The 23,884-nt window shown below is 53.6% G+C and carries 18 protein-coding genes and 1 tRNA gene; 7 read left to right on the top strand and 12 right to left on the bottom strand.

Going from position 1 to position 23,884, the window contains the following annotated elements:
- Window positions 1-30: 30 nt before the first annotated feature.
- The 4 genes from malI to folD form a co-directional block, all read right to left on the bottom strand.
- The gene (gene malI / locus AC3WS9_RS16300) at window positions 31-1,047 is read right to left on the bottom strand and encodes a Mal regulon transcriptional regulator MalI (RefSeq protein ID WP_285146732.1); all 1,017 of its coding nucleotides are present in this window, start codon (window positions 1,045-1,047) and stop codon (window positions 31-33) included.
- A gap of 83 nt (window positions 1,048-1,130) precedes the next feature.
- Window positions 1,131-2,630 (bottom strand): PTS transporter subunit EIIC, encoded by a 1,500-nt coding sequence (locus AC3WS9_RS16295; RefSeq protein ID WP_282492540.1) that lies wholly within the window; start codon window positions 2,628-2,630, stop codon window positions 1,131-1,133.
- Between the two features lie 302 nt (window positions 2,631-2,932).
- Window positions 2,933-3,145 (bottom strand): ribosome-associated protein YbcJ, encoded by a 213-nt coding sequence (gene ybcJ, locus AC3WS9_RS16290; protein WP_282492539.1) that lies wholly within the window; start codon window positions 3,143-3,145, stop codon window positions 2,933-2,935.
- Window positions 3,146-3,148: 3 nt separating this feature from the next.
- Window positions 3,149-4,015, bottom strand: a complete 867-nt coding sequence (gene folD, locus AC3WS9_RS16285; protein WP_282492538.1) for a bifunctional methylenetetrahydrofolate dehydrogenase/methenyltetrahydrofolate cyclohydrolase FolD — start codon at window positions 4,013-4,015, stop codon at window positions 3,149-3,151.
- A 306-nt stretch (window positions 4,016-4,321) separates the two neighbouring features.
- Here folD and fimA point away from each other — a divergent pair, with 306 nt between their 5' ends.
- The 6 genes from fimA to sfmF all read left to right on the top strand — a co-directional run bounded on the left by fimA (window position 4,322) and on the right by sfmF (window position 10,340).
- A complete protein-coding gene (gene fimA, locus AC3WS9_RS16280) occupies window positions 4,322-4,876 on the top strand; it encodes a type 1 fimbrial major subunit FimA (protein WP_282492537.1) in 555 nt (184 codons plus the stop codon).
- Between the two features lie 65 nt (window positions 4,877-4,941).
- Window positions 4,942-5,487 (top strand): type 1 fimbrial protein subunit FimI, encoded by a 546-nt coding sequence (gene fimI, locus AC3WS9_RS16275; protein ID WP_285146728.1) that lies wholly within the window; start codon window positions 4,942-4,944, stop codon window positions 5,485-5,487.
- 43 nt (window positions 5,488-5,530) lie between these two features.
- Entirely contained in the window at window positions 5,531-6,223 is a 693-nt protein-coding gene (gene fimC / locus AC3WS9_RS16270) for a type 1 fimbria chaperone FimC (protein ID WP_282492535.1), read from the top strand.
- A gap of 14 nt (window positions 6,224-6,237) precedes the next feature.
- Window positions 6,238-8,805: a fimbrial biogenesis usher protein gene (locus AC3WS9_RS16265; RefSeq protein WP_492489346.1), complete on the top strand. Its 2,568-nt coding sequence runs from the start codon at window positions 6,238-6,240 to the stop codon at window positions 8,803-8,805.
- A 1-nt stretch (window position 8,806) separates the two neighbouring features.
- Window positions 8,807-9,805, top strand: a complete 999-nt coding sequence (fimH, locus tag AC3WS9_RS16260) for a type 1 fimbria D-mannose specific adhesin FimH (RefSeq protein WP_390888239.1) — start codon at window positions 8,807-8,809, stop codon at window positions 9,803-9,805.
- Window positions 9,806-9,815: 10 nt separating this feature from the next.
- Window positions 9,816-10,340, top strand: coding sequence for a fimbria assembly protein (gene sfmF, locus AC3WS9_RS16255; RefSeq protein ID WP_390888238.1), 525 nt, complete (start codon window positions 9,816-9,818; stop codon window positions 10,338-10,340).
- Between the two features lie 51 nt (window positions 10,341-10,391).
- On the opposite strand, the gene fimZ is transcribed toward sfmF, so the two are convergent.
- From fimZ to AC3WS9_RS16240, 3 genes are all read right to left on the bottom strand, one after another.
- Window positions 10,392-11,024 (bottom strand): fimbria biosynthesis transcriptional regulator FimZ, encoded by a 633-nt coding sequence (gene fimZ, locus AC3WS9_RS16250; RefSeq protein WP_282492532.1) that lies wholly within the window; start codon window positions 11,022-11,024, stop codon window positions 10,392-10,394.
- Between the two features lie 797 nt (window positions 11,025-11,821).
- The gene (locus tag AC3WS9_RS16245; RefSeq protein WP_492489343.1) at window positions 11,822-12,541 is read right to left on the bottom strand and encodes a DNA-binding response regulator; all 720 of its coding nucleotides are present in this window, start codon (window positions 12,539-12,541) and stop codon (window positions 11,822-11,824) included.
- A gap of 10 nt (window positions 12,542-12,551) precedes the next feature.
- Window positions 12,552-13,286, bottom strand: a complete 735-nt coding sequence (locus AC3WS9_RS16240; protein WP_282492530.1) for an EAL domain-containing protein — start codon at window positions 13,284-13,286, stop codon at window positions 12,552-12,554.
- A 285-nt stretch (window positions 13,287-13,571) separates the two neighbouring features.
- On the opposite strand from AC3WS9_RS16240, the gene AC3WS9_RS16235 reads away from it, so the two are divergent.
- Window positions 13,572-13,648: transfer RNA gene (locus AC3WS9_RS16235), tRNA-Arg, on the top strand.
- A gap of 141 nt (window positions 13,649-13,789) precedes the next feature.
- Here AC3WS9_RS16235 and AC3WS9_RS16230 read toward each other — a convergent pair.
- The 5 genes from AC3WS9_RS16230 to AC3WS9_RS16210 all read right to left on the bottom strand — a co-directional run bounded on the left by AC3WS9_RS16230 (window position 13,790) and on the right by AC3WS9_RS16210 (window position 23,511).
- On the bottom strand, window positions 13,790-17,572 hold the full coding sequence (locus tag AC3WS9_RS16230; RefSeq protein WP_492489341.1) for an autotransporter outer membrane beta-barrel domain-containing protein: 3,783 nt from the start codon (window positions 17,570-17,572) through the stop codon (window positions 13,790-13,792).
- A 1,222-nt stretch (window positions 17,573-18,794) separates the two neighbouring features.
- Window positions 18,795-19,751 carry a LysR family transcriptional regulator gene (locus tag AC3WS9_RS16225; protein ID WP_492489339.1) on the bottom strand — a complete coding sequence of 319 codons (957 nt, stop codon included), beginning with the start codon at window positions 19,749-19,751 and terminating at the stop codon, window positions 18,795-18,797.
- A gap of 267 nt (window positions 19,752-20,018) precedes the next feature.
- A complete protein-coding gene (locus AC3WS9_RS16220) occupies window positions 20,019-20,906 on the bottom strand; it encodes an EAL domain-containing protein (protein WP_492489337.1) in 888 nt (295 codons plus the stop codon).
- An 81-nt stretch (window positions 20,907-20,987) separates the two neighbouring features.
- Window positions 20,988-22,925, bottom strand: coding sequence for a methyl-accepting chemotaxis protein (locus AC3WS9_RS16215; RefSeq protein WP_492489335.1), 1,938 nt, complete (start codon window positions 22,923-22,925; stop codon window positions 20,988-20,990).
- Window positions 22,926-23,070: 145 nt separating this feature from the next.
- Complete coding sequence (locus AC3WS9_RS16210) at window positions 23,071-23,511, bottom strand: winged helix-turn-helix domain-containing protein (protein ID WP_282493878.1); 441 nt, start codon at window positions 23,509-23,511, stop codon at window positions 23,071-23,073.
- Window positions 23,512-23,884: the final 373 nt, after the last annotated feature.

Genomic DNA, 23,884 nt, shown 5'->3' with positions numbered 1-23,884 from the left:
CGCCCGACGGATTCGGGCGCTTTTTCATTTCTAGGCCGACTCGCGGGCGATCAGCTGCCCGGACAGAGTGATGCGCTGCGTTTGCAGCTCCGGCTCTTTCAGCTTGCGAATCATCAACCCGGCCGCCTGACGGCCCGTCTCTTCGCTCGCCGACGACACATAGGTGAACGACGGCGAGGTGAGATTCACGTGCAGCATATCTTCAAACCCTACCAGCGCGACCTGCTGCGTCAGAAACACGTCTTTCCCGACCGTGCGGCCCACCTGATGAATGCCAGAAATCGAGCCGATCATCGCATCGGGTGAATGGCAGAGCAGGGCGGTAATGGTGTTATTTTTTTCCAGCAGCTGACGGGTGATAAACCCCGCCGCCTGAGTATCGTCGCTACAGACCGGAGCGGACTCTTCGCGGTTCACTAGCCCGTACTGGGTCATCGCGCTGCGAAAACCTAACAGGCGCTGCTCGCGGATCAGACAACCTTCCCGCCCGCCGATGTAGGCGATATTGCGGTGGCCGCGTTCAATCAAATAGCGGGTGGCGAGATTCGCCGCCTGGCGATTATCGCGCATCACCAGATTGCAGGGGTCATTGAGTAAGGACTGAGAAACCACGACCAGCGGCAGCGGACATTCGCGGATCTGCGACGGGAGACTGGACGTTCGCGTATCGGACGACAAATAAATCACCCCCGCCACGCCCTGCTGTTTAAACGAAAGCAGGCAGCGCTCAAGATGTTCGTGATCGTTAAGCGGCTGCCCGAGGAAGACCATAAAGCCCTGTTTTTCCAGCTCCTGCACGATGCTCGCCATCACTTTGATGGAGAAGCTGTCGCTGAAATCGCGCAGGATCAGGCCGATAAGATTGGAGGTGTTGGCGCGAAGATTGGCGGCAGCGACGTTATGAATGTAGCCGAGCGTATTGATGGCAGCCTGGACTTTCTCAATGGTTGCCTCTGAGATTTTCCCTTTCTGGCGCAACACCAGCGAGACGGTGGAGACCGACACGCCAGCCTGTTTTGCCACATCAATAATGCCGACTTTCTTCAAACTCGCTCCCTGAAATTTCCTGATTATCAGCCGGATAAGACACGTCACCCAGAGTACAGGAGACGTGCCGGTCCGGCATCTTATTATTTACCGATCATGGTGGACATGGTCTGGGCGATAAACTGTGCTCTGGCACCGAAAATCACCTGAATACCGTTGTCGCCGACAAAGACTACGCCACGCGCGCCGAGTCCGTTGAGACCGTCTTTATCCACTTCATCACTCTTCGCCACTTCCAGACGCAGACGGGTGATGCATGACCCGACGGAGTCGATGTTCTTCGCTCCCCCCAGCAGGCCGATGATTTCGGTCGCGATTTCGGTGTCGGTTTTGTCGTCCGTTGTCGCGGTCACTTCCGTACGGCCCGGCGTTTTGACATCGAAACGACGGATCACGAAGCGGAAGGTGAAGTAGTAAATCAGCGCCATCGGAATACCGATGATCACGGCGTTGAGGAAGTTGGTCTGGTAGCCGTTGAACGACGGCAGGATACCAAAGGAGATGTAGTCAATCAGGCCCGCAGAGAAGGATTTGGCGATGTGGGCGTGCAGCAGATACATCGTCATGTAGGCCAGGCCCGCCATGATGGCGTTAAACACGTACAGGATTGGCGCGACGAAAATAAAGGTGAACTCAACCGGCTCGGTGATGCCCGTCAGGAAGCAGGTCAGTGCCGCCGAGAACAGGATACCGAAGGCGATTTTTTTGTTCTTGGTGTGGGCTTCGTGGTACATCGCCAGGCAGGCCGCAGGGAGTGCGAACAGCATCAGCGGGAACTCGCCCTGCATGAATTTACCGGCGTTCTGGTAAGTGTCGCTGCTAAAGGATTTGGTCCCTTCTTCCAGCATTTTGAACCAGATGGTCTGGTCGCCGTGGATCACCTGGCCCGCCTGAGTGGTGTAATCGCCAAACGAGTACCAGAACGACGGATACCAGATGTGGTGCAGGCCGAGCGGGATTAACGCACGTTCTACCAGACCGAAGATAAAGGTCGAGGCCGCCTGATTATCACCGTTCACAATCACCGACAGGGCGTCGATCCCCGCCTGAATGTGCTGCCAGACGTACGGCAGCAGCAGGCCGAGAACGAACGACAGGAAAGCGGTGGCGATGGCGACGAAACGCTTGCCAGAGAAGAAGCCGAGGAATTCCGGCAGCTGCATGGTGTGGAAGCGGTTATAGCACCAGGCCGCGAGAATACCGCAGATCAGGCCGCCGAAAACGCCCATCTGCAGCGTCGGGATGCCGACCACCATAGCGTATTTCCCGCCCTGAGAGGCCATTTCCGGCGTGATGCTCAGGACAGTGCCGATGGTGATGTTGGTGACAAAGACCGAGACCGCTGCCGACAGGGCCGCGATCCCGGATTCTGACGCCAGACCGACAGCGGAACCGATGGCGAACAGCATCGGCAGGTTATCAAATATCACCCCGCCGGCGTTCATCATCAGCGGCATGTGGAATTTATCGCCGAAGGCTAACAGCAGACCCGCAGCAGGAAGCAGTGAGATTGGCAGCATCAACGCGCGACCAATCATCGATAACTTAGACAACGATTTAACAAACCCTGATATCAGACCCATGCTGATTTCCCCCGAGAAGCGCTTTGAGAGGCGCTGTTATTGTAAGTAGAACGTTTTAGTAGAACGTTCTACTTATCGTGAGAGAAGCCAGAATTTCGCGCAACTTAATTTTCACATTTGAGCAAACGAAATAGTGATTCTTTGAAGTTGATCGAGAATTAATCGTTATAGGAGAGGGGGATTATGGGTGCGGTATGGTGTAAATGCCGGGTGGCGGCTACGCCTTACCCGGCCTACAAAAACAATCAACAATCAACAAATCGTAGGCCCGGTAAGCGCAGCGCCACCGGGCATCAAGCGACTCAGGCGGTAACCGTAATGCTCTGGTTCTGGAAACTTACCGTCTGACCGGCGACAATCTTGCAGCGCTTGCGGGTTTCTACCACGCCGTCGACGGTGACCAGCCCGTCAGCGATAAAAATCTTCGCCTGTGCGCCGCTTTCGCTCCAGCCTTCCAGTTTGAGCAGATCGCACAGTTCTACGTGCGGGTGTTTACCTAATGAAAATGTTGCCATCTTTTACGCTTCCTCTACGTCGTGATACTCAACGCATGCCTGCAATGTATTCTGAATCAGGGTCGCCACGGTCATAGGACCGACGCCGCCCGGTACGGGGGTAATGTAAGACGCGCGCGCAGCGGCATCTTCATAAACTACATCTCCCACCACTTTGCCGTTTTCCAGACGGTTAATGCCTACGTCCACGACGATCGCGCCTTCTTTGATCCACTCACCCGGAATAAAGCCCGGCTTACCGACGGCCACGATCAGCAGGTCGGCATTCTCGACGTGCTGGCGCAGGTTTTTGGTAAAGCGGTGGGTGACGGTGGTGGTGCAACCGGCCAGCAGCAGCTCCATGCTCATCGGACGGCCAACGATGTTGGACGCGCCAATCACCACGGCGTTCAGGCCGTAGGTGTCGATGTTGTAGCGCTCGAGCAGGGTCACAATCCCGCGCGGCGTACACGGACGCAGACGCGGGGCGCGCTGGCACAGACGTCCGACGTTGTACGGATGGAAACCATCCACGTCTTTGTCCGGCGCGATGCGCTCCAGCACCTTCACGTTGTCGATGCCCGCAGGCAGCGGCAACTGCACCAGAATCCCGTCGATCACCTCGTCGGCGTTCAGGGTGTCAATCAGCTCAAGCAGTTCTGCTTCGCTGGTGGTTTCAGGCAGATCGTAGGAACGGGAGACGAAGCCCACCTCTTCACATGCTTTGCGTTTACTGCCGACATAAATTTGCGATGCCGGGTTGCTACCAACCAGCACAACGGCTAACCCTGGAGCGCGTTTTCCGGCCGCTGTACGCGCCTTCACTTTTTCCGCGACCTCAGAGCGCACCTGCTGCGCAATCGTTTTACCGTCAATAATCTTTGCTGCCATCAGAGAGAGGATTCCGTCTGTAACGTTTGAAAGGGGGATTGCCTATATTTTGTCAGAAGCGAGGCCCGCTGTCAGTCACCCATTGAGAGATTTCCACAATCAGGCGCTAAACCCTGTGCTTTGAATGGTCTTTTCCTAAGACAAATTAGGATGTAGCCTGGATTAATGCCAGTGTTTTGACCTGTTTTAATATTCGTTACCAGGCTACTTTGATGCTTCCAAAATAAACATTCAATTGTGCAATTGATTGTGTTTTTAATTCCCGAATTAACGCGGGAAGGGCTTATTACATTCAAAGGAACAGATATGAAATTTAGCAATATTGCTTCTTCCGTCATCGCATCGCTGGTATTAGTTGCGGGTGCCGCACATGCAGCGGATCCCGTATCCGTAAATGGTGGTACCGTTCACTTTAAAGGTGAATTAGTTAACGCAGCTTGTGCGGTAAATACTGAATCTGCGGATCAGATTGTGACCCTGGGTCAATATCGTACGGCGAAATTCACCAAAGTGGGTGATACCACCTCCAATATTCCGTTCACCATTGAACTGAATGATTGTGACCCGACTGTCGCGGCAACCGCTTCCGTTGCGTTCACCGGCCAGATCGATGCTACCGATAAAACCCTGCTGGCAGTCACCGCAGGCGATAACGACAACACCGCGAAAGGTGTTGGTATCGAAATCCTCGACAGCTCTTCCAGCACCCTGACTCCAGACGGTGCCACCTTCTCCGCAGCGAAAACGCTGATTGAAGGCACTAACACTCTGAACTTTACCGCGCGTTACAAATCCACTGCGGCGACCACTGAACCTGGTCAGGCCAACGCGGACGCTACCTTCGTGATGAAATACGAATAAACCGCGCTTCAGGGATGACCCGGCCTCAGGGAAGAGGCCTGTTTGAAGCATATCGAGGGCTAAGGATGACCAGAAAATGGCTCCTGTTTTTGCTGTCCATCTTCGTAGCGATCCCAGCGCTGGCGCATACGGTGGTGGTAGACGGCGGGCGGGTACAGATGAAAGGCGAGCTGGTTAACGGCGGCTGTGCCGTGGCGCCTGAGAGCCAAAGTCTGCGCGTGGAAATGGGACAATATCGCACAAACTCCTTTACCAGCGTCGGCAGTTTTTCAACGGTAGCAGTGCCCTTTACCTTACGGCTGGTGGATTGCAGCGTGGACGTGTCACGCACGGTGGGGATGATGTTTGAGGGCGTCACGCCCGCAGAAGATCCGCAGGTTTTTCTGGCGACCTCCCGGCCCGGCGATAGTCGCGTCAGCAGCGGAATTGGGCTGGCGTTATTTGATTCGCAGCAGCGCCAGATTATCCCTAATGCCACCGCAACCACGATGTTGCCGATAGACACCAGTGATGTGACATTTCATTTCAGCGCTCGCTATCGGGCTATTTCAGAACACCTTGTGCCGGGCAATATTCAGTCGGATGTCTGGTTTACGTTGATTTATCCATAACGTCGTACACACCTGCGAACTTAATAGTAAAGGTATAGTTGTGATGAACACTCTAATAAAACCAGGACTGATTGTTTCGTTTATTTTAATGATGATTTCTCTGCCCGTTCAGGCGTCCGGTGGGATTGCCCTGGGGGCCACGCGGGTTATTTATCCGGCGGAGGCTAAACAGACTTCGCTCGCCATTACGAACAGCAATAAACAAGAGCGCTATTTAGTCAACGCGTGGATCGAAAATGACCGCGGCCAGAAAGAAAAAACCTTTGCTGTGACGCCGCCGCTGTTTGTCAGCGAGCCGGACAGCGAAAACACGCTGCGTATTATCTACGCCGGTCCGCAGCTGCCTGCCGATCGCGAATCCCTTTTCTACATGAACGTCAAAGCCATTCCTTCCGTCAACAAAGACAATCTGGAAGGGAAAAACGTGCTCCAGCTGGCGATCCTGTCGCGCATCAAACTCTTTGTGCGGCCAAAAAACCTGGCGATGCCGCCCGAAGAAGCTCTGTCCCAGCTCCGTTTTGAGCGGGCGGGTAACCACCTGAAAGTCAGCAACGCCTCGCCCTATTACGTGACGCTGGTGAACCTGTATCTGGGCGGGCAGAAGCTGGAAAATATCATGATTGCGCCGAAGAACTCTGCGCAGCAGACCCTGCCGACGGGGGCCAGCGGTGCGCTGTCCTGGCAGAGCGTGAATGACTACGGCGCTATCACTCCTGCGCGTCGCGTCAGTCTTTGAGCCGAGTCAGAGTGATGAATAATCCACGATGGCGCTTCCGCCCGTGTGCGCTGGCAGTGATGACGGTGCTCTGCCCGGCGATGGTGTGGGCGCAGAGCTATTTCAACCCCGCGTTTTTGTCGGAAGACACGGCAGGCGTGGCGGATTTATCACGCTTTGAGCAGGGACATCAGCAGGCGCCTGGCACCTATCGCGTGGATATCTGGCGTAACGATGAGTTTCTCGGCGCTCAGGATGTCCGCTTTGAGACGGCTGCAGAAGAGACCCCGCCCGTCGCTGGCGGGCTGTCGCCGTGTATCACGCGCGCGATGCTCGACCGCTTTGGCGTGAATATTAGTGCGTTTCCGGACTTGACGAAGGCAACCGGAGAGTCCTGTATTCCGCTGACGACGGCGATCCCCGGCACCGAAATCGCGTTCAACTTTGCCTCCCTGCGCCTTAACGTCAACCTTCCGCAGGTGGCGATGCAGAACAGCGCGCGCGGCTACATTCCGCCGGACCAGTGGGACGAGGGGATCCCGGCCCTGTTGCTCAACTACAGCTTTTCCGGCAACCGGGGCAATGACGATGACAACAGCTACTATCTGAACCTGCAAAGCGGCCTGAACTATGGCCCGTGGCGTCTGCGCAATAACGGCGCGTGGCGTTACTCGCAAAGCAACGGTCAAAGCCAGAACGAGTGGCAGAATATCAGCACCTCTGCGCAGCGCACGGTGATCCCGCTGAAAAGCGAGCTGGTGCTCGGCGACAGCAATACCGGCAACGATGTGTTCGACAGCCTCGGTTTTCGCGGTCTGCGCATGTATTCGTCCGACAGTATGTATCCGGACAGCATGCAGGGCTACGCGCCGACCGTGCGCGGGATCGCCCGCACGCCAGCGAAAGTGGTGATTCGCCAGAACGGCTACGTCATCTACCAGAGCTACGTTCAGGCCGGGGCGTTTGCCATCAGCGATCTGAACCCAACCTCCTCGAGCGGTGACCTTGATGTGACCGTGGAAGAGAAAGACGGCAATCCGCAGCACTACACCGTGCCGTACTCCACCGTGCCGCTGTTACAGCGTGAAGGCCGTCTGAAATACGATCTGGTCGCCGGGGATTACCGCAGCGGCAACGACGATCAGGACACGCCGTTCTTCACCCAGGGAACGTTGATTGCGGGCCTGGGCAACGGCTACACGCTGTACGGCGGTACCCAGCTCGCTTCGCGCTATACCTCTATCGCGCTCGGTGCGGGGAAAAACCTCGGTGACTGGGGGGCGATCTCACTCGATCTCACCCAGGCTCGCAGCCAACTGGCCGATGACAGCCGTCACGAAGGGCAATCCCTGCGCTTCCTGTACGCCAAATCACTCAACGGTTTCGGCACCAACTTCCAGCTCCTGGGCTATCGCTATTCGACGAAAGGGTTTTACACCCTCGATGACGTGGCGTGGAAAACCATGGAGGGCTACCAATATAGCGACGACAAGAACGACGACGGTACGTCGGACGTGCAGAGCTATCACAACCTGACGTGGAACAAAAAAGGGCGCTTCCAGGTGAACATCTCCCAGTCGCTGGGTGATTACGGTTCGCTCTACGTCTCCGGCAGCGAGCAGACCTACTGGGGAACCAGCGATTCCAGCACCTGGTATCAGCTGGGCTACGCCGGAGGCTGGCAGGGCGTGAGCTATTCCGTCTCCTGGTCGTGGAACCAGGCGGTGGGCATCGGCGGCACCGATAAGCTGGCCTCGTTTAACGTCTCTGTTCCGTTCAGCCTGTTTACCCGCCACGGTTTCCGCCGTGACAGCGCCATCGACCGCGCCTACGCCACAGCCTCCGCCAGTCGCAACAGTGACGGTGATACCAGCTGGCAGACCGGGGTCAGCGGCACCTTGCTGGAAGACCGAAACCTGACCTACAGCGTCAGCCAGGGTCACACTAGCACCAACGGGGCAAGCGGGAGCGCCAGCGCCAACTGGCAGGCGACCTACGGCACCTTCGGGGCCGGGTATAACTATTCCCGCGACCAGCATGACCTGAACTGGCAGATGTCCGGCGGTGTGGTGGGCCACGCGGACGGCGTGACGTTCAGCCAGCCGCTGGGCGATACCAACGTGCTGATTAAAGCGCCGGGCGCATCCGGGGTGAACATCGAAAACCAGACCGGGGTGAAAACCGACTGGCGCGGTTATGCCGTGATGCCTTACGCCACGGTCTATCGCTACAACCGTGTGGCGCTGGACACCAATACCATGAACAACAATACCGATATCGAAAACAACGTCAGCAGCGTCGTGCCGACTAACGGGGCGCTGGTTCGCGCGAGCTTTGACACGCGCATTGGCGTGCGTGCCCTGCTGACCCTGATGCGCGGCAATCAGCCGGTGCCATTCGGGGCCGTGGTTCGCGAAACCGAAAGCGGCGTCACCAGCATGGTGGGCGATGACGGGCAGGCCTATCTCAGCGGGTTGCCGCTGAGGGGAGAGTTACTGGTTCAGTGGGGCAATGGCGTGAACGCCCAGTGCCGCGCGTCCTATGACCTGCCAGAAAAGAGCCTGCAACAGGCGATCACGATGAAGGAGATCCGCTGTGATTAAGATGAGATACCTGATGGCGGCGCTGCTGCCCTGGTTTCCTGCCACGCAGGCGCTGGCCACGGTCTGCGCCAACCAAAACGGTGTCCCCACTGATATCTCTTACGATTTAACGAACACCTTTAACAGCTCCAACAACCAGGTCGGGCAGATCGTCACCCTGGCTGAAAAATCACAGTGGGTGGGGGTTAACGCCGTGTGTCCTTCGGGCACCTCGGGCAATACCACCAAACGTAGCTACGTCACCGATTTCCCGATCACCAGCACCATTGACGGCTATAAGTACCTGAAGCTGAATGACTATCTTGATGGGGCGATGAAGATCACCGACAGCTATGCCGGGGTATTTTATCCGCCGCAAAACTTCATTCAGATGGGCAGCCACCCGAACGTGTCTAAACATCAGCCGTTCCCGGTGAATGACTCGAATCTGGTGTTTCGCCTCAAGGTGACGCGACGGTTTATCAATATGGTGGTGATCCCGCGTCAGGTGATGTTCCGCGTGTACGTCACCACCACCTCATCGGACCCGCTCACCACGCCGGTTTATACCATCAGCTACAGCGGAACCATTCAGGTGCCGCAGAGCTGCGCGATTAACGCCGGGAAAGTGGTGGAGTTTGATTTTGGTGATATCGGCGCGTCGCTGTTCAGCCAGGCCGGGGCCGGTAATCGCCCGCAGGGGATCAACCCGAAAACTCAGACCGTTGCCATCAAGTGCACCAACGTGGAAGCGAATGCCTATCTCACGATGCGCGTCGAGGCGGAAAAGGTGTCCGGAAATGCACTGGTTTCCGATAACCCGGATTTAGGGTTTATCGTCGCCACGACCAGCGGCACGCCGCTCACACCAAACAACCTCGCCAGTAAGATCCCGTTCCGCCTGGATAATAATGCCTCGGCGGTGGTCGGCATCAGCGCCTGGCCGGTGAGTATCACCGGGAACAAACCGAGCGAAGGGCGCTTCACTTCCCGCGGCTATCTGCGCGTGGATTACGACTAAGGAGAGGGCGATGAAAAGACGGTTTTTACTCGCCGCAATGGCGCTTGCGGGTATGACATCGGGCGGCGCGCTGGCGGATACCCCGCTCGGGGAGATCAACATTGAGCTGTACGGCAACATTGTGGATTTCACCTGCGTGGCGGAAGGGAGCGACAGCGACAAATCAGTGACGCTGGGCACCTGGCCGACAAAGCAGCTGAGTACCACCGGCAGCCGTACGCAGGCGATGCCCTTCACCTTAAAGCTCACGGGATGCCCGCCGGGGGCGGCGTCGATTACTTTTTCGGGGAAAACTGATCCACAGGACCCGGAGCTGCTGGCGCTCAATGATGCCAGCCAGGCGAGCAATGTGGCGGTGGAGATCCGCGACCGGGATAAAACGCGTCTGCCGCTACAGCAGGCGAGTCAGGACGTGGTGGTAGACGCGCAGGGTAATGCCGTTCTGGACTTTTATGCGAATTACATTGCCACAGCCAATAATCCGCAGCCAGGTCGTGCCGATGCGGATGCGACCTTTATGATTAACTATAATTAAGACTAACTGCACTCCCTGAAACTCGCCTGAGCGGCAGGGAGTGCTTTCAGATTATAACAGCTCGTGGGCTTTGGCATAATCAATAAGCTCAACGATAGTCTGCACACCTAATTTCGAATAGATGTTTGACTTGTGTGCGCTAATTGTTTTGTTGCTAAGCAGTAATTGCTGGGCGATTTCCTTGTTGGATAATCCATTCGCCAGAAAACGTAAGACAGTGACTTCCCGGTTAGATAATGGCATGTCATTTATCGCTCCCCGGTGTGAGCCCTGATGGTTTATAAAGCTCAGGGTTTCATAGGGGAAGAAAGAATACCCCGCCAGTAGCATCTCCACCGCGTTATAGATATCTCCCAAATCCTTTCGTTTGCTTACAAATCCATTTGCACCCGCACGCATGGCGCGCCCGGCGTAAAATGATTCTGATTTTGAGGACAAGAACAGGATTTTAATATCCTCGTTTAAGTTTTTGATTCTCTTGAGTAAAGAGAACCCATCCGTGCCCGGTAGTTCGATGTCGAGGATCACCAGATCGATAGGGTGATTGCGGATGTAGTCCAGCGCTTCGTGGCTGTCACCGGATTTGAGTTTAATCTCAATGTTCTTATTTTTCTGGAGCAGAACTTCGATTGACATTCTGACGATCGGGTGCTCGTCAATAATGATAACGGATGCCGGTTTCATTTTTTATGCCTCAGGTTGTGAAAGCGCAATTGAGATCGGTACAAAGGCGCCTGGTATGCCGGAAGGATAATTCTGCAGATCCTTATACGGGGTATTTCCCTGGAAAAAGCGAAAGCATCCTTGTTTACGTTGTGATGAAAATTGATTCGGCCTGTCTGCCAAATTTAAATTTCTTTGATGAGTAAAGGTATTTCTTATTCTCATTGAGAACATGCTTATTATACCGTGTAAGTTTTCTCCGAAAAGCCTGTAAATTAACTGCGGAGTGTTTCTTAATATGATCTTCTGAGGACGGAAAGCGATGATTTTAAATTTGGGCTAAATAACCAGTTATTGCTCTTAACAGAGATTATCCTATTTATGTAATTGCAAAAAATAATAGAATCCCCTCAATGTTAATATAATGTTGCTATTTTAAGCGCTTTCAGCGGAAATTCCTGGGCCACAAAGTCGGAAAAAATCTTTCCTCACTGCGCGCGAGACCTTCATTTGAAAGTGCTGTGCACCTTTCAGCAAAAATTCCCTCAGACTGCAGCAGGATCTCCTGCCACCAGGGAGCGCCCGTTTTAGCGAGTCCTTGAATACTCACGTCTTTACATCCTTATCATCTTCTTAACGGATTAAATTAAATCTTAACTTCTGGATGAAAATCCTGGATTACCTGCGTTAGTCAGAGATTTGCATTGAGAGAAAGGCGGGATTAGGAATAGTTGTAATCTTTAACAGAATGTTAAAATGAAACATGTTTTTAATGCTTTGCGTAAGTAATTTCCTAAAGTTCTTTAGGAATTAATGGGTTAATAAGACGGGGATACGGCGAGGCGATGCAGAAGATGCAGTAATTCCTGACGGTGATGTAATCCCAGTTTACTCAGGATCCGCCCAAGACGATAAACAATGCGGCTATAGGGGCGCTGGTGGAAGAGGGCGATATTCCGTAGCGACTCGCCCTGAGATAAAAATTGCAGGATGGTCCACTCTTCACGCGAAAAATAGGCGCTGCGATGGTTAACCGGGGGAAGGGTGGTTGCCAGTGCGTGCTGCAGGGCCTGAGCAGGCAGCTGCCGCTCCAGCACCTCGAAAGGGCCGCTGGTTTTACACATGATTCGGGCGTCGTAGTCATCGGCGCGAACCAGCAGACTGACGGCGGTAAACGGCGGGTACAAGATAATGCGGCGCAGGGCATCAAGCATCTCTAATAGCGGCAGCGTCCGGCTTTCAATGTCGACGACCAGCCGTGCCGACGGCCAGTTCTCCAGCGCGCTGAAGGCTGATTCCAGGGTGTCGTATCCGCAGCAATGTTTCATAGGGGCAGGGCCGCACTGAATTCCCGTCTGCAGGAATTGATCGTGCGTGACGAGGAGCATAAAGGGTGCGTCGGGTCTGCGTGTCTGATTGATGGATTGACTCAGGTATACAAGACGGTCAAAAAAAGGGGCGCGGGAACGGACATCGGAAAAACCCAGCGAATCGCTCCCTTTTCGACGACGCCGGTAGCGGCGTACGGTCATGCGCATTGATTCTCTCTCAGGCTAATCTCTTTTTCTCCTCAGACCAGCCTACAGAGGGCCAGTAATATCCCTGACCGAATTCCGCCCCTGCCTGCAGCGCGTATTCCCGATCCCTTTTTGACTCGATGCCTTCAATCAACACATTGTTCGCCACCTGCGCGCAAAGATTCACCAGCTCAGCCAGCGCGGGCGTTGATCTTTTACGCCAGAACGCCATCTTATCGATCTTGACGCCGCATAACGGCAATTGACGTGACAAAAATGGGCTGAGGGAGGCGGTGTTCACGTCGTCCAGCCAAATCCGGCAGCCTCGATCGGCTAACATTCCCCAGTGTCGGGTCACCCGTTCGCGCAACTCCGCAGGCAGCTGGAAGAACAGACCCGGTTCGACGATTTCAATGTTCTGTCCGGCGTTAAGCAGCGGCAGGATCCGGGCGAAATAATCCGGCTCCATAAATACGGTTATCGGCAGGTTGATGAAAAGATGATTAGCGTAACCTGTGTTTTTGAGAGCCGCGAGCTGCACTTCCAGTAACCTAATGCACTGTTTCACCGACTGATGCTGGAAAAATGTTTCGCTTTGTTCGGGCGAAGCGAGCTGGCTGAGGAGCTCCATACCGACGACGCGGGAAGAGGAGAGGGCCACAATGGGTTCGAGTTTGATGCCGACAATCTCTGGCGAGACGCCTTTTAGCGGAGGAATGCGGCTTTCTGACGGATCAGAAGGAAAACGGGGGGCTGAGGCGGTCACAACACTGTCCTGTTATCTTCCGGCTCCTGGTGCCGGGATACCGCTGACGAGTGTGACGGTGATTGTCTTCTGAAAATAGCAGGCGTTACTTAAAGAGGGTTAAGGCTTTTCGCAGCGCGGGCAAGTGGCAGAAATATGAGAGGAATGGAGAAAAAACAGGCGTATTAATGGGGGATTGAGGCGGCTTAGGTGAGAAGCCAGGCGATCGCGCTAAAAGGCATTGACTCACTTGCCATTGACCGTATAATTCCAGGCGTTTCACACCGCAAGTGCACTTCTCTCAGTGCGCCCTTAGCTCAGTTGGATAGAGCAACGGCCTTCTAAGCCGTAGGTCGTAGGTTCGAATCCTACAGGGCGTACCATTGCTTTCTCCCCCTTGTTTTAACATCCCAAACCATGCCGTCGTACCCATTGCTTTTCGCGCCGATCCTGAAATGAAAAACGCGAACAACGGGACGTTTCCATCCCGTTGTTCGCGCTGGCGTGTTACTGCTGCTTAACGCTTACCAGGAGTACTTGCCGCCCACCTGGCCCTGAACGCTGGAGTAGTTGTCTTTCCCGGCTTCGACACCGGTGTTGACCCACAGCGTCCAGTTTGCGCTGACCTTCGTCTGGGCACCGACTTTCGCTTCGTAGCGGCTCACCGGCACAGACTGGTTCACGGTCACACTGTCCATTTGCACGCTGTTATCGCTCCCGCCGTGCCACCAGTTCAGCTCCACGTACGGCTGAGTGACGGCTTCAGTGCCGAGTTCACCATACAGACGTGCGCCGAGACGGGTGGTCACGCCGCCGGAGTCCTTGCTCTTAATTCGAGTGCCGTTGGATTCCGTGTAGTCGCCCTGGCTGTAATCGGTGTACAGGGTCTGGAACTGCGGCTGAACAGTCAGCGCACCGAGCGGCAGGTCGTAACCCGCTTCGACAGACGCCATCCAGTTGTGCGAGTGGTATTTCTCTTCCGCCAGATCGTCGCCCTTCACGGTGTTATGGAAGGTGCCGTACTGCACCCAGGTGTCGACATACGGACCGCTTTTCTGATCCGCCGCGCCGCCATACCAGGTGCCATACAGGCCCACGCTGTAGCCATCCAGTTTACCCGTTGCGCGGTTGCTGGCATTTTTCGCATCGCTGTCGGTGTCGACGTGGGCATAGCCCGTCATCACACCGGCATTGATGCGCTGGTTGCCGAAGTCATGGCGGAAGATATCGCTGCCAATGCGCAGGATGCTGGTGTTGGAGCCCATCGACAGGGCACCGTCTGCCCCTTTGCTGTTGGTACGACCGGCGTCGAAGTGTGCCCAGGTGGCCGGCGCATCGTCGCCGCTTTGACGGTTTTCATCGCTGCGATCGTGCAGGGTGTTCATGAACACGCTGTTGGCCATGCTCTGGTTCGCCAGCCATGCCCCGGCTTCCGGACGCAGGGCGGAGGTGGACTGCAGATACCAGTCCCCGTCGCTGGCCTTGTTGAGGGCGTAATCATAAGCCCCGGCTACCGCGCGGCCCTGCAGCACAAAGTTCCCGCCGGACTGACCCTGTACGTCGACCAGCTTGATCCCGTTTTCGGTCCGGTCACCCAGACCGTGCATGTTGTTGACTGTGACAGCCGTGTTGCCGCTGGTGTTACCCTTCACGGTCAGCTGATCGTGTGCGGAATCATCCCCGCCGAGCGCGCTGTTGACCCACAGCTGGCCGTCGTGGCTGCTGTAGTCGCCGTTCACCACCAGGTTGTTGCCCGGGGTGGCGCTGGTCAGGTCAATCACGCCGCTGTTATCCACAGAGCCCGCCACGCTGCCGTTACCTTTTAAGGCTGCGGCTTTCGCTACATAGACGGTGCCGGTGCTGCCAAAGTCGCCGTTCACGTTCAGGGCACCCTGAGAGATGTGGGTATCGCCGGTGTAAGTCTGTGCCTTGCCGACGGTGACCGTGCCCGCGCCGGTTTTCTCCATGCCGCCTTTGCCGCTGATGGCATTGTTGAGCGTCTCGTCCGTCGCTGAATTGAGCACCAGATTACCGTTATCCACGACGCTCGCGGTGCCCAGCGTGCCGGCGCCCTGCGCCGTCAGCTGAGTGTCGCTCGCAACGTCGATGCGACCGGCAAAGGTGGATGCCGTATTGTTCAGCGTCACCTGCGCGCTGTTTTTGAGAGACAGGGTGCCGTTACCGGCGAGCGCATTGTTCATGACGCCGTTCGCGCCGACCAGGTTCAGGTTACCTGCCAGATCGACCGCGCCCGTGCCCAGGCCCTGCGTATTGTCGAGAGTGACCGTGGCGGGTTTTGCAATGTCTGTCTCAGCGCTTAACCCCTGGTTCGCGCCGTGAACGGTCAGTTCACCGCCATCCACATCCAGTTGGCCGCCGCCGCTGAGCGTGCCGAGGCTTTCTCCTCCCTGCGCGATAGTCAGCCTGCCGCCGTTGAGATTCAGGCTGCTGCCTGCGGCATTGTGCAGGGACGTGACGGCCTGCGCTTTCCCGTTCATATCCAGCCCGGTACTGTTCGCGAGCACCAGGTCTGCGGTGTGGCCGAAGGCATTGTCGCTGCCCATCTGCACGCTGCCGCTGCTGATCGTGGTGTTGCCGGTGTAGTCGTTGTCTGTATTACTCAGGATCACGTTGCCGCTGGCCTGCACATCGACGTTGCCGGCCCCGGTGAGCTGTGCGCCCAGGGCGTTGTCCTTGCCCGGCTCATTTTGCAGCACCAGCGTTTGTCCGGCATTGACGTTGAAGCGGGTCAGGTCATAGCCCGCCCAGATGCCATCGGCAGCCACGACGGCCGCATCGCCGTAGGTCGCGGTGCCGATCTGCTGACCGTTCTCACTGAAGTCCACGTCAACAGGGTTGTGCAGTGAGTTACCGTTCTGATCCAGCAGGGTCAGGTGGGTCCCGACGCCGGTGACGTCGCCGGTGGCTTTCACAACCTGCACGCCATGCACGTTATCCTGAGCGAACCAGGACGGGTTGGTGGAGATCACCGGCGGGGTGAGATCGGTCGGAATATTGGCCTGAATAGTGCCGCCCGCGCTGCCATCGAGATTTTTGACGGTGAGCACATCCGGGTCGGTACGGGTGTTATCGACGATGAGGGTGCCGCCGCCGGTCGTGAAGCCGCCAAGGGTACGATCGTCTTTCATCGTCGCGATGCCGGTTTTGGTCAGGGCCAGGGTCGCGTTCGCCAGCGCTTTCTCGGCGGTGTCATCGAGCGTCAGATTACCTTTCTGCATCTCAAGGGTGCCGGTAAATGCGGTGCCCATGCTGCCGGAGATATGGAACTCATCGGTGATGTTGCTCTGATTAACCGCCAGAGTCCCGTTACCGGTGAGGATGTTGGTGAAGGTGCTGCCGAGGTGATTGAGGGTCAATTTGCTCTGAGCGCCGTCGAGCTGAACGCCTGAGGCTCCCAGCTGAGACTGCTGAGTCATGCTCGCGCTGCCGGTGATATCCCAGCCGCCGGTGAGGGTGGTGGCGTCTTCGTTCAGCACAACATTTTGACCGCTGACTTTAACTTTACCCGCACCTGTGACTTCGTTGGTGAAGGAAGCATCACTGTACGCCAGATCGAGATTCGCCCCTTGCTGGATATTAATCTGTCCGTTGCTGGCCGCATTATTATTGGCCAGGGCAAGCGAGCCCTCCGCCACGTTAGTGCCACCCGCATAGGTATTGCTCCCGCCAAGAGTCAGGGTACCCGCACCGCTTTTGGTGAGTGAGCCCGTACCGGACATAACACCCGCGAAATTGTCAGCGCCGGCGTTATTCACTGTCAGGTTTGCCGTGCCCATTGTGACATTACCGGCACCCGTTAATCCCTTGAGGGTCTGAGAAAGGTTATTGAGGTTGAGCGTCGCGCCGCTGGCGACATCTACGCTACTACTGCTGTCAAGTGTGTGGGCCGCGCCGGTCGTCAGGGTACCCGCCTGAACAGAGGTCGCGCCGGTATAGGAGTTGACCGCCGATAGCGTCTGGTTACCTGTGCCTGCCTGTGTGAGTGAACCCGTGCCTGAAATGACGTTGTTGCTGACGGCATCTTTACTGCTGTTAAAGACCAGGCTGCCGTTATCAATGATATTGCTGTCAACAATGCCATTCGTCCCCAGCGTAAGCACGCCGCCCTCAGCGATGGTCGTTCCACCGTTAGGATCAAATTGTTTGATATGTCCGGTGATGGTTAAATCACCTTCAACAAAAAGGGTATCAGCCGTGGTCCCGCCCAGCTCAACATTTCCTCCAAGTTGCCAGTGACTGTTGGCCGCCGATGTGAGCTTTACAAATTTCCTCCAGCTCTCAGCCATACCAACCATATCGCCATTTTCAATGGTCGTTTCATCATCATCACTGGTGAGTGTGATGGTATTTCCCTCGCTTGCACTAAAGATAGCTGTGTTATTACTACTACTTAAAACTGAGCCTGTGCAGAGGATAACTGAATGATCCCCTTGAAGGTTATAACCGTGACTATCGACAGTGTTAAGGCCGTGGTCCAGGGTTATGGCTGCCCCCAGAACACTGCGGATCGTACCGTGATTAATAATCGTACCGTGTAAAGAAGCGAAGGTACTTACGCCTGAATCAGTTGGATCCTGGGCAGAACGGATTGTGCCATAATTGGTTAAAGTATAACCGTCCATTCCGTCTACACCGCCCATGTACAACGTGCCTGATACTGTTCCCTTTTCTACTATAAAGTCAGTATCATTGTTGTAAGTGCGGGCATTCGTGCTGTCCCCAATAATCGTTGTGGCCTCTGAGGTACCTGATATTGCTGCTAATATGGCAACGGAGAGTATACGCATCTTAAGCGTATTTTTGCTTTTATCATGAAGGCGCGTGTGAGGGTGTTTTGGCATGCTGCTGTTCTCCTTGAATTAACCCTCACGCTATTTCAGGCGAGCAGGGCCATTTCCATTTGTGACGATTAAGTAATAACCCTGGGTGAACATATCCTGGTCTCGTGGCTGTCTTGTCCATTAACGTCGCAATGAATAAGTGACGTTAATAAGGGTTCCATTCCAGAAATAAATCAATAAACACAACCTTGACTGGCATAACACTATGAATTACAAATGAGTTTTATTATTGTCAAGTATGTAAAGAGATTAAACTTGAGATAATATACAAATGACAAATCTAAGGTGATACTGTTTTATTAAATAAGTATTTATAAACAATTGGGTATGATTACGTAACGCTATGATTTCTATGCTCATAAATTAACGTGTGGTGGTTTTTCTTTACATATATATCTATTGGTCGCTTTTTTAAATCATTTTTATATTAGGTTCAATTATATTATCCAATCGTTTATTGTGAGTGTTTTCAATAAATATAATGGCGTGTTAAAAGGTTGACGCTCTTTACAGCGGGAAAACTGCTGAGGTTATTAAAGGAGGGCGGATATCCAAAGACAGGGCGGGAGTGGTGGAATTTAAGATAAAGTCATTAAGAAAAAAGATCTGAAAATGTGACAGCGAAATACCTGTCACCCTTTTCAGCGCGGATAAATACCTTCACCCGTTATTGTTTGTTATCTTCTGCAGCCATTTTCGCCAGGAAATGATCTTCAATTTTCGTAATAATATTGGCGAAGTTATCGTTGCCCATCGCGCTTTTATTGTAGTTAAGATATAAATCTGCCGGTTCAATACTGAATTCTGGCTGCAATATTTTTAACCCCATCGCATCGGCAAAGTTTTCGGCAAACCATTTTGGCACAAAGCTTAAGGCGTCGGTTTTTGCAGAGATCGCTGCGTTGACTAAGACCGAACTGCTGTTAAAGCTAAAATTCCGCGCATCAAGGTTATTATCAATATCGCGCTGCACGCGTTTTAGCCCTTCGGTATTGACGTTCAGGAAGGTGGAAGTGACCTCTTTCATCCCTTCACGCGTGAGGTTTTGGTCCATGCGGGGATGATCTTTGCGGCATACCGGCACGACATGCTCTTTCAGGCAGCGTTTGGAGATAACGGATGCGCTGTAATAAGGATGCGTGTCGATGACAATATCCGCTTTGCGATAGGTAAGGATATCTTCCCCATTGTTCAGCAGTGAATCAGCCGATAAGTGCACGATTTCACAAGGAATTTCGCTTTGATTAATTTCGGCACAGAGGTCGGGCAACATGCGCAGCGCCAGATAGGGTGACGCGTAAATGACAATACGATGCGGTGTGGTTTGCGTCGAGAAATTGATAATCGATTCAATGATACTGCCAAAGTTTTTCCCGATTTGTTCGTGGAGTTTTATGGCAACCGTCGTCGGCTCAATTTTTTGCCCGGTGCGAACAAATAAGGGATCGGCAAAGTGCAGTCGCAATTTACTCAAGGATTGACTGATCGCTGAACCGCTGGAGTTTAACGTTTCGGCTGCTTTTTTGACGCTGCCATGGGTAAAGACAGCTTCAAAAATTAATAATAAATTAAAGTCAAAGGTATGAATGCGTTCAAAATTTGATGTATTTTTGTCATTTGACATGATTCACATACTTCCCGAAGATATAATTGAACAAATTATCGACTACTGCTTAATTGTATATTCATCATTAGACGATGCATTTAGATGAAGTCAGAATAATGCCCGCTAAAGAAATTAACAATTAATCAGTGATATAGCCATAATCAACAAGTATAGCGTAACGGGTACGATTGAGAATATAAATAACCATCAATTCTGTGCGGGTTACGTCGCTTTTTCAGCCCTCTGATTACGGACTTGTGTAGGACAGCCTTGTCACGCGTGCATTTATACCGATCTGTTCAGCGCCCCAGACGGGGGAATACGCCCGGCCATCACGACATTGATCAACTCGGCGACCGGCATCGGTTTGCAAAAGTAGAACCCCTGCAGGAAGTCGATCTTTTTATCGCGCAAATATTCAGCCTGCGCCAGCGTTTCAACCCCTTCGGCAATGATTTTCAGATGCATGTTTTTGGCCAGGGCAATCAGGCTGTCCACGAGGCGCGTATCGGCGCTGACACCAATCTGGCTGACGAACATTTTGTCGATCTTAATAAATTCCGGATTCAGGGCCGAAATGTAGGACAGATTGGAATAGCCGGTGCCAAAGTCATCCAGCGCCACGGAGATATTGGAGCGTCTCAGGGCGGCAAACCAGTTGCTCAGCTGCGGGGTAAAATGCAGCGGGTGCCTTTCCGTGATTTCCAGCACCACCTGGCTTTCATTCACCAGAAATTTTTGTAAAAGCTCGCAGGTGTCTTTCTCAAAATGAGGATCGAGACAGTTCTGGGCGCTGATATTAATGCTGATGTATGCCCCTGGTGGGAAGCGGTGGATCTGATGCTCAAGATCGGCAATCACCTGCTGAATCAGCAGATGGGTCAGCGGCACGATCAGATCGTGTTTTTCCGCCATAGGAATGAATACGTCAGGTGAAACATAGCCGTAAATCGGGTGACGCCAGCGGGCGAGGACCTCAACACCGGCAATTTGCCCCGTCGCTGCGTTGACAAAAGGCTGATAAAAAGGGGTGATATGACCCTGAGCGATAGCCGCTTTCAGGGTTCTCACCGTCGGGTCGATCTTCGGGGTTTTGAGCCATGAAAGTGCGCGGGTCCACGGGGAACCCATATCGGTCAGGATCGCGTGTTCTTTTTTAAGGATGTTTTCCATCTTTCACTTTCATCGCAATGTCGTCAGGCGATCCGTAAGAGAGCGCCTGACGAGCGTGGGAGTTAAATCAGTGGACCGGGATTAAAACTGTACCCAGTCGTTCTGATCCTGAGCGGCTTCTTTTTTGGCGGCGTTCAGGGCAACTACGTGGCCCTTCGTTGCCGGGCGAACCTCAACGCGCGGTTGCGGCGTTTTGCTCACACGGAAAATCGACACCACTTTTTCAAGCTGTACGGCCTGATCTTCCAGCGAGCTGGCTGCGGCAGACGATTCTTCGACCAGCGCCGCATTCTGCTGCGTGGTGGTATCCATCTCGGCCATCGCCTGAGCAATCTGGGAAATCCCGCGGCTCTGTTCATCCGTCGCGCTGGCAATCTCGCTCATGATGTCGCGCACCTGCGCCACCGATTTCTCGATTTTGAACATCGCTTCGCCCGCGCCTTCCACCAGGTTAAAACCGGTATCGACGTGGACCGCTGATTCGCGGATCAGGTTCTCAATCTCTTTCGCAGATTGCGCACTGCGCTGGGCGAGGGTGCGAACTTCTGCGGCGACGACCGCAAAACCTTTGCCCTGGTCGCCCGCACGAGCGGCTTCCACGGCGGCGTTCAGCGCCAGAATGTTGGTCTGGAAAGCGATGCTGTTAATCACGGTGGTGATCTCAGAGATGCGATGCGAGCTGAGTCGCACGTTTCTCATGGTATCGATCACTTTCTGCGAAATCTGGCTGCCTTCGCTGGCATTAAGGGAGGCCTCTTCAGCCAGCACACGGGCCTGGTTGGCGTTTTCCGCATTCAGCGCGACGGTCGAGGTCAGCTCTTCCATGCTGGCCGCCGTTTCCACCACGGCGGCAGATTGCTGCTCGGTACGAGCGGATAAATCCATGTTGCCTGCGGCAATTTCCGTGGAGGAGCGGGCGACGCTCTCCACGCCTTCGCGAACATCATTGATGATGTTTTTCAGGTTTTCGTTCATGGTCGAGACGGCCTGCATCAGCAGCCCTGGCTCATCGCGACGATCGCTGGTCAGCGTGCTGGTCAGGTCGCCTTTGGCGATTTGCTCGGCGACGCGCAGCGTTTCATTCAGCGGACGGGTAATCGATTTGGTGATGGCTAACGCCAGCATGATACCGAGGGCAATACCGATTGCCGCCACGATGGTCATCTGCAGCTGCACGCTATCCACGGTCTCAACCACTTTTTGCTGCTGACGGGCGAACATCGACTGGATAGTGTCGATCAATGCCACGGCTTTAGCCGTCATGGTATCTGACAACGTCGACTGTTCGGTCCAGAGCAGCTCGTAGTTATCCAGTTCGCCTGCAATCGTCTGCATATCTTTGATGCTGGAATTCAGCCAGGCTTTTTGATCTTCCGGAACCACCTGCAGCAGCCCTTCACATGCGGTTTCCGCGGTGTTCAGACGCGCCAACAGGCCGTGTTTGAGTTCATCCGTTGGGTGCAGCTTGTACTGAGTGGCCTGACTGTCGATATCGCTCATGATGAAAGCCATCTGTGAAGCCACCAGTGCCTGCTGGGTCGTGAGCGTATTGCTGTGGCTTAACTGGGAGGCGATTTCTGAGTTGTTGCTGATATTTTGCGTGCTCAGTTTGCTTTCGCTTTCCTTTTTCTCGCCCACGGCTTTCACAAACGGCGTCAGGGAGGCCATGTAGTTCTTCACCGCGTTATCGGTGTTATCAACGGAGGTTTTACCCTCTGGCGTCCAGTTGTAGGTTTCCAGCGTGGCGATCATCTCCTGCATGCGCTGGGCTGCCACATTGGTCTGATCCAGAAACTTCGGATCCTGAGTGTAGCCATAGTTCAAGCGGGCCAGACGCACGGCGGAGAGGGCGTTAAACAGCCCGGTAGTGTGTTCGTTTTTTTCGACGCGGTCCTGAATACTGTTAATTCCCAGCATCCCGGCAGTCAAAATGGCAAGGGTCACCAGGAGTACGGTGGCGAAACCGAAGAATAACTTCCTGCTGACTTTTAAATTTCCAAAGCTGTTCATTACACTCATTTATTTATCCAGTACCGGCCTGTGCCGATTAACAATATTTTACTGCTATGCGTTTCATCATTAAGGGGAAGAAAAAATTGATAACCAGGGAGATAAAAAAAAGCCCTTTGCACTCGGTGCTAAGGGCAAAACCGCTGAATTGACATCACTCATTCAGGGGATCAGACTTCTCCTTTTTTTTGTCAGAATGAGCAGGGAGTTCGCTCATTCTATAATAAACGGGGACGACATCTTGATAGTTAATGATGTAACCGTGCCCTCTAATATTTCGAATAAAATCATCTGGCAGCCCAAGAAGATTGAGTTTGTTATTCAGGTTATGAAGTACCTGCCATAACCGCTGGGTCGAAGGACTTAAATTATTGTCCTCCCAGATTTTTTCAAACAACTCTTCTTTGGCGATAACTTTCTTACGACCATGTTCCAGCAGATAGAGAAAAAGCCGTAACATGGTTTCATTAAAATATATTGACGCAAACGCCACGCTTTTATCGGTATGGCTACCGGTGAGCCGGTAAAGCCTGCGATTAGAAATATCAAAATGAATTTCTTCACCGATCATAAAGCCATATAGACGATAGCCCATCTCTTATATACCTACTTTAGAGTAAACCTGACATACGCCACTGGGAATAACGCTTTTTAGAGACCATACATTTTATAAGGTGGATTATATGGCTGCTATCAGGGCTTTCCAATACACAACCCCATGCGCTATAAGAAACCCTGTGTTTAAGCTTCGTTAATAGAGTTTCCATTCACATATGGCTAATTAGTAGTGTTAATGACTGCCTTTCATGTTGTTTGTGGTTTTATGTGTCAAAAAATCGTTATCGATCAACCCATTAACATAAAGTTGTGAATTTCTTATGCCGTTTAGCATTAATCGCTGATTGCGGGAACTCATGATAAAGATTTCTCCTGCTCGTGCTTTCGATACCGACAACTTTAAGAATTAC

It is taken from the genome of Lelliottia sp. EB106-05-01-XG201, from assembly GCF_058791735.1.
This window is presented reverse-complemented; position numbering and strand designations above follow the sequence as displayed.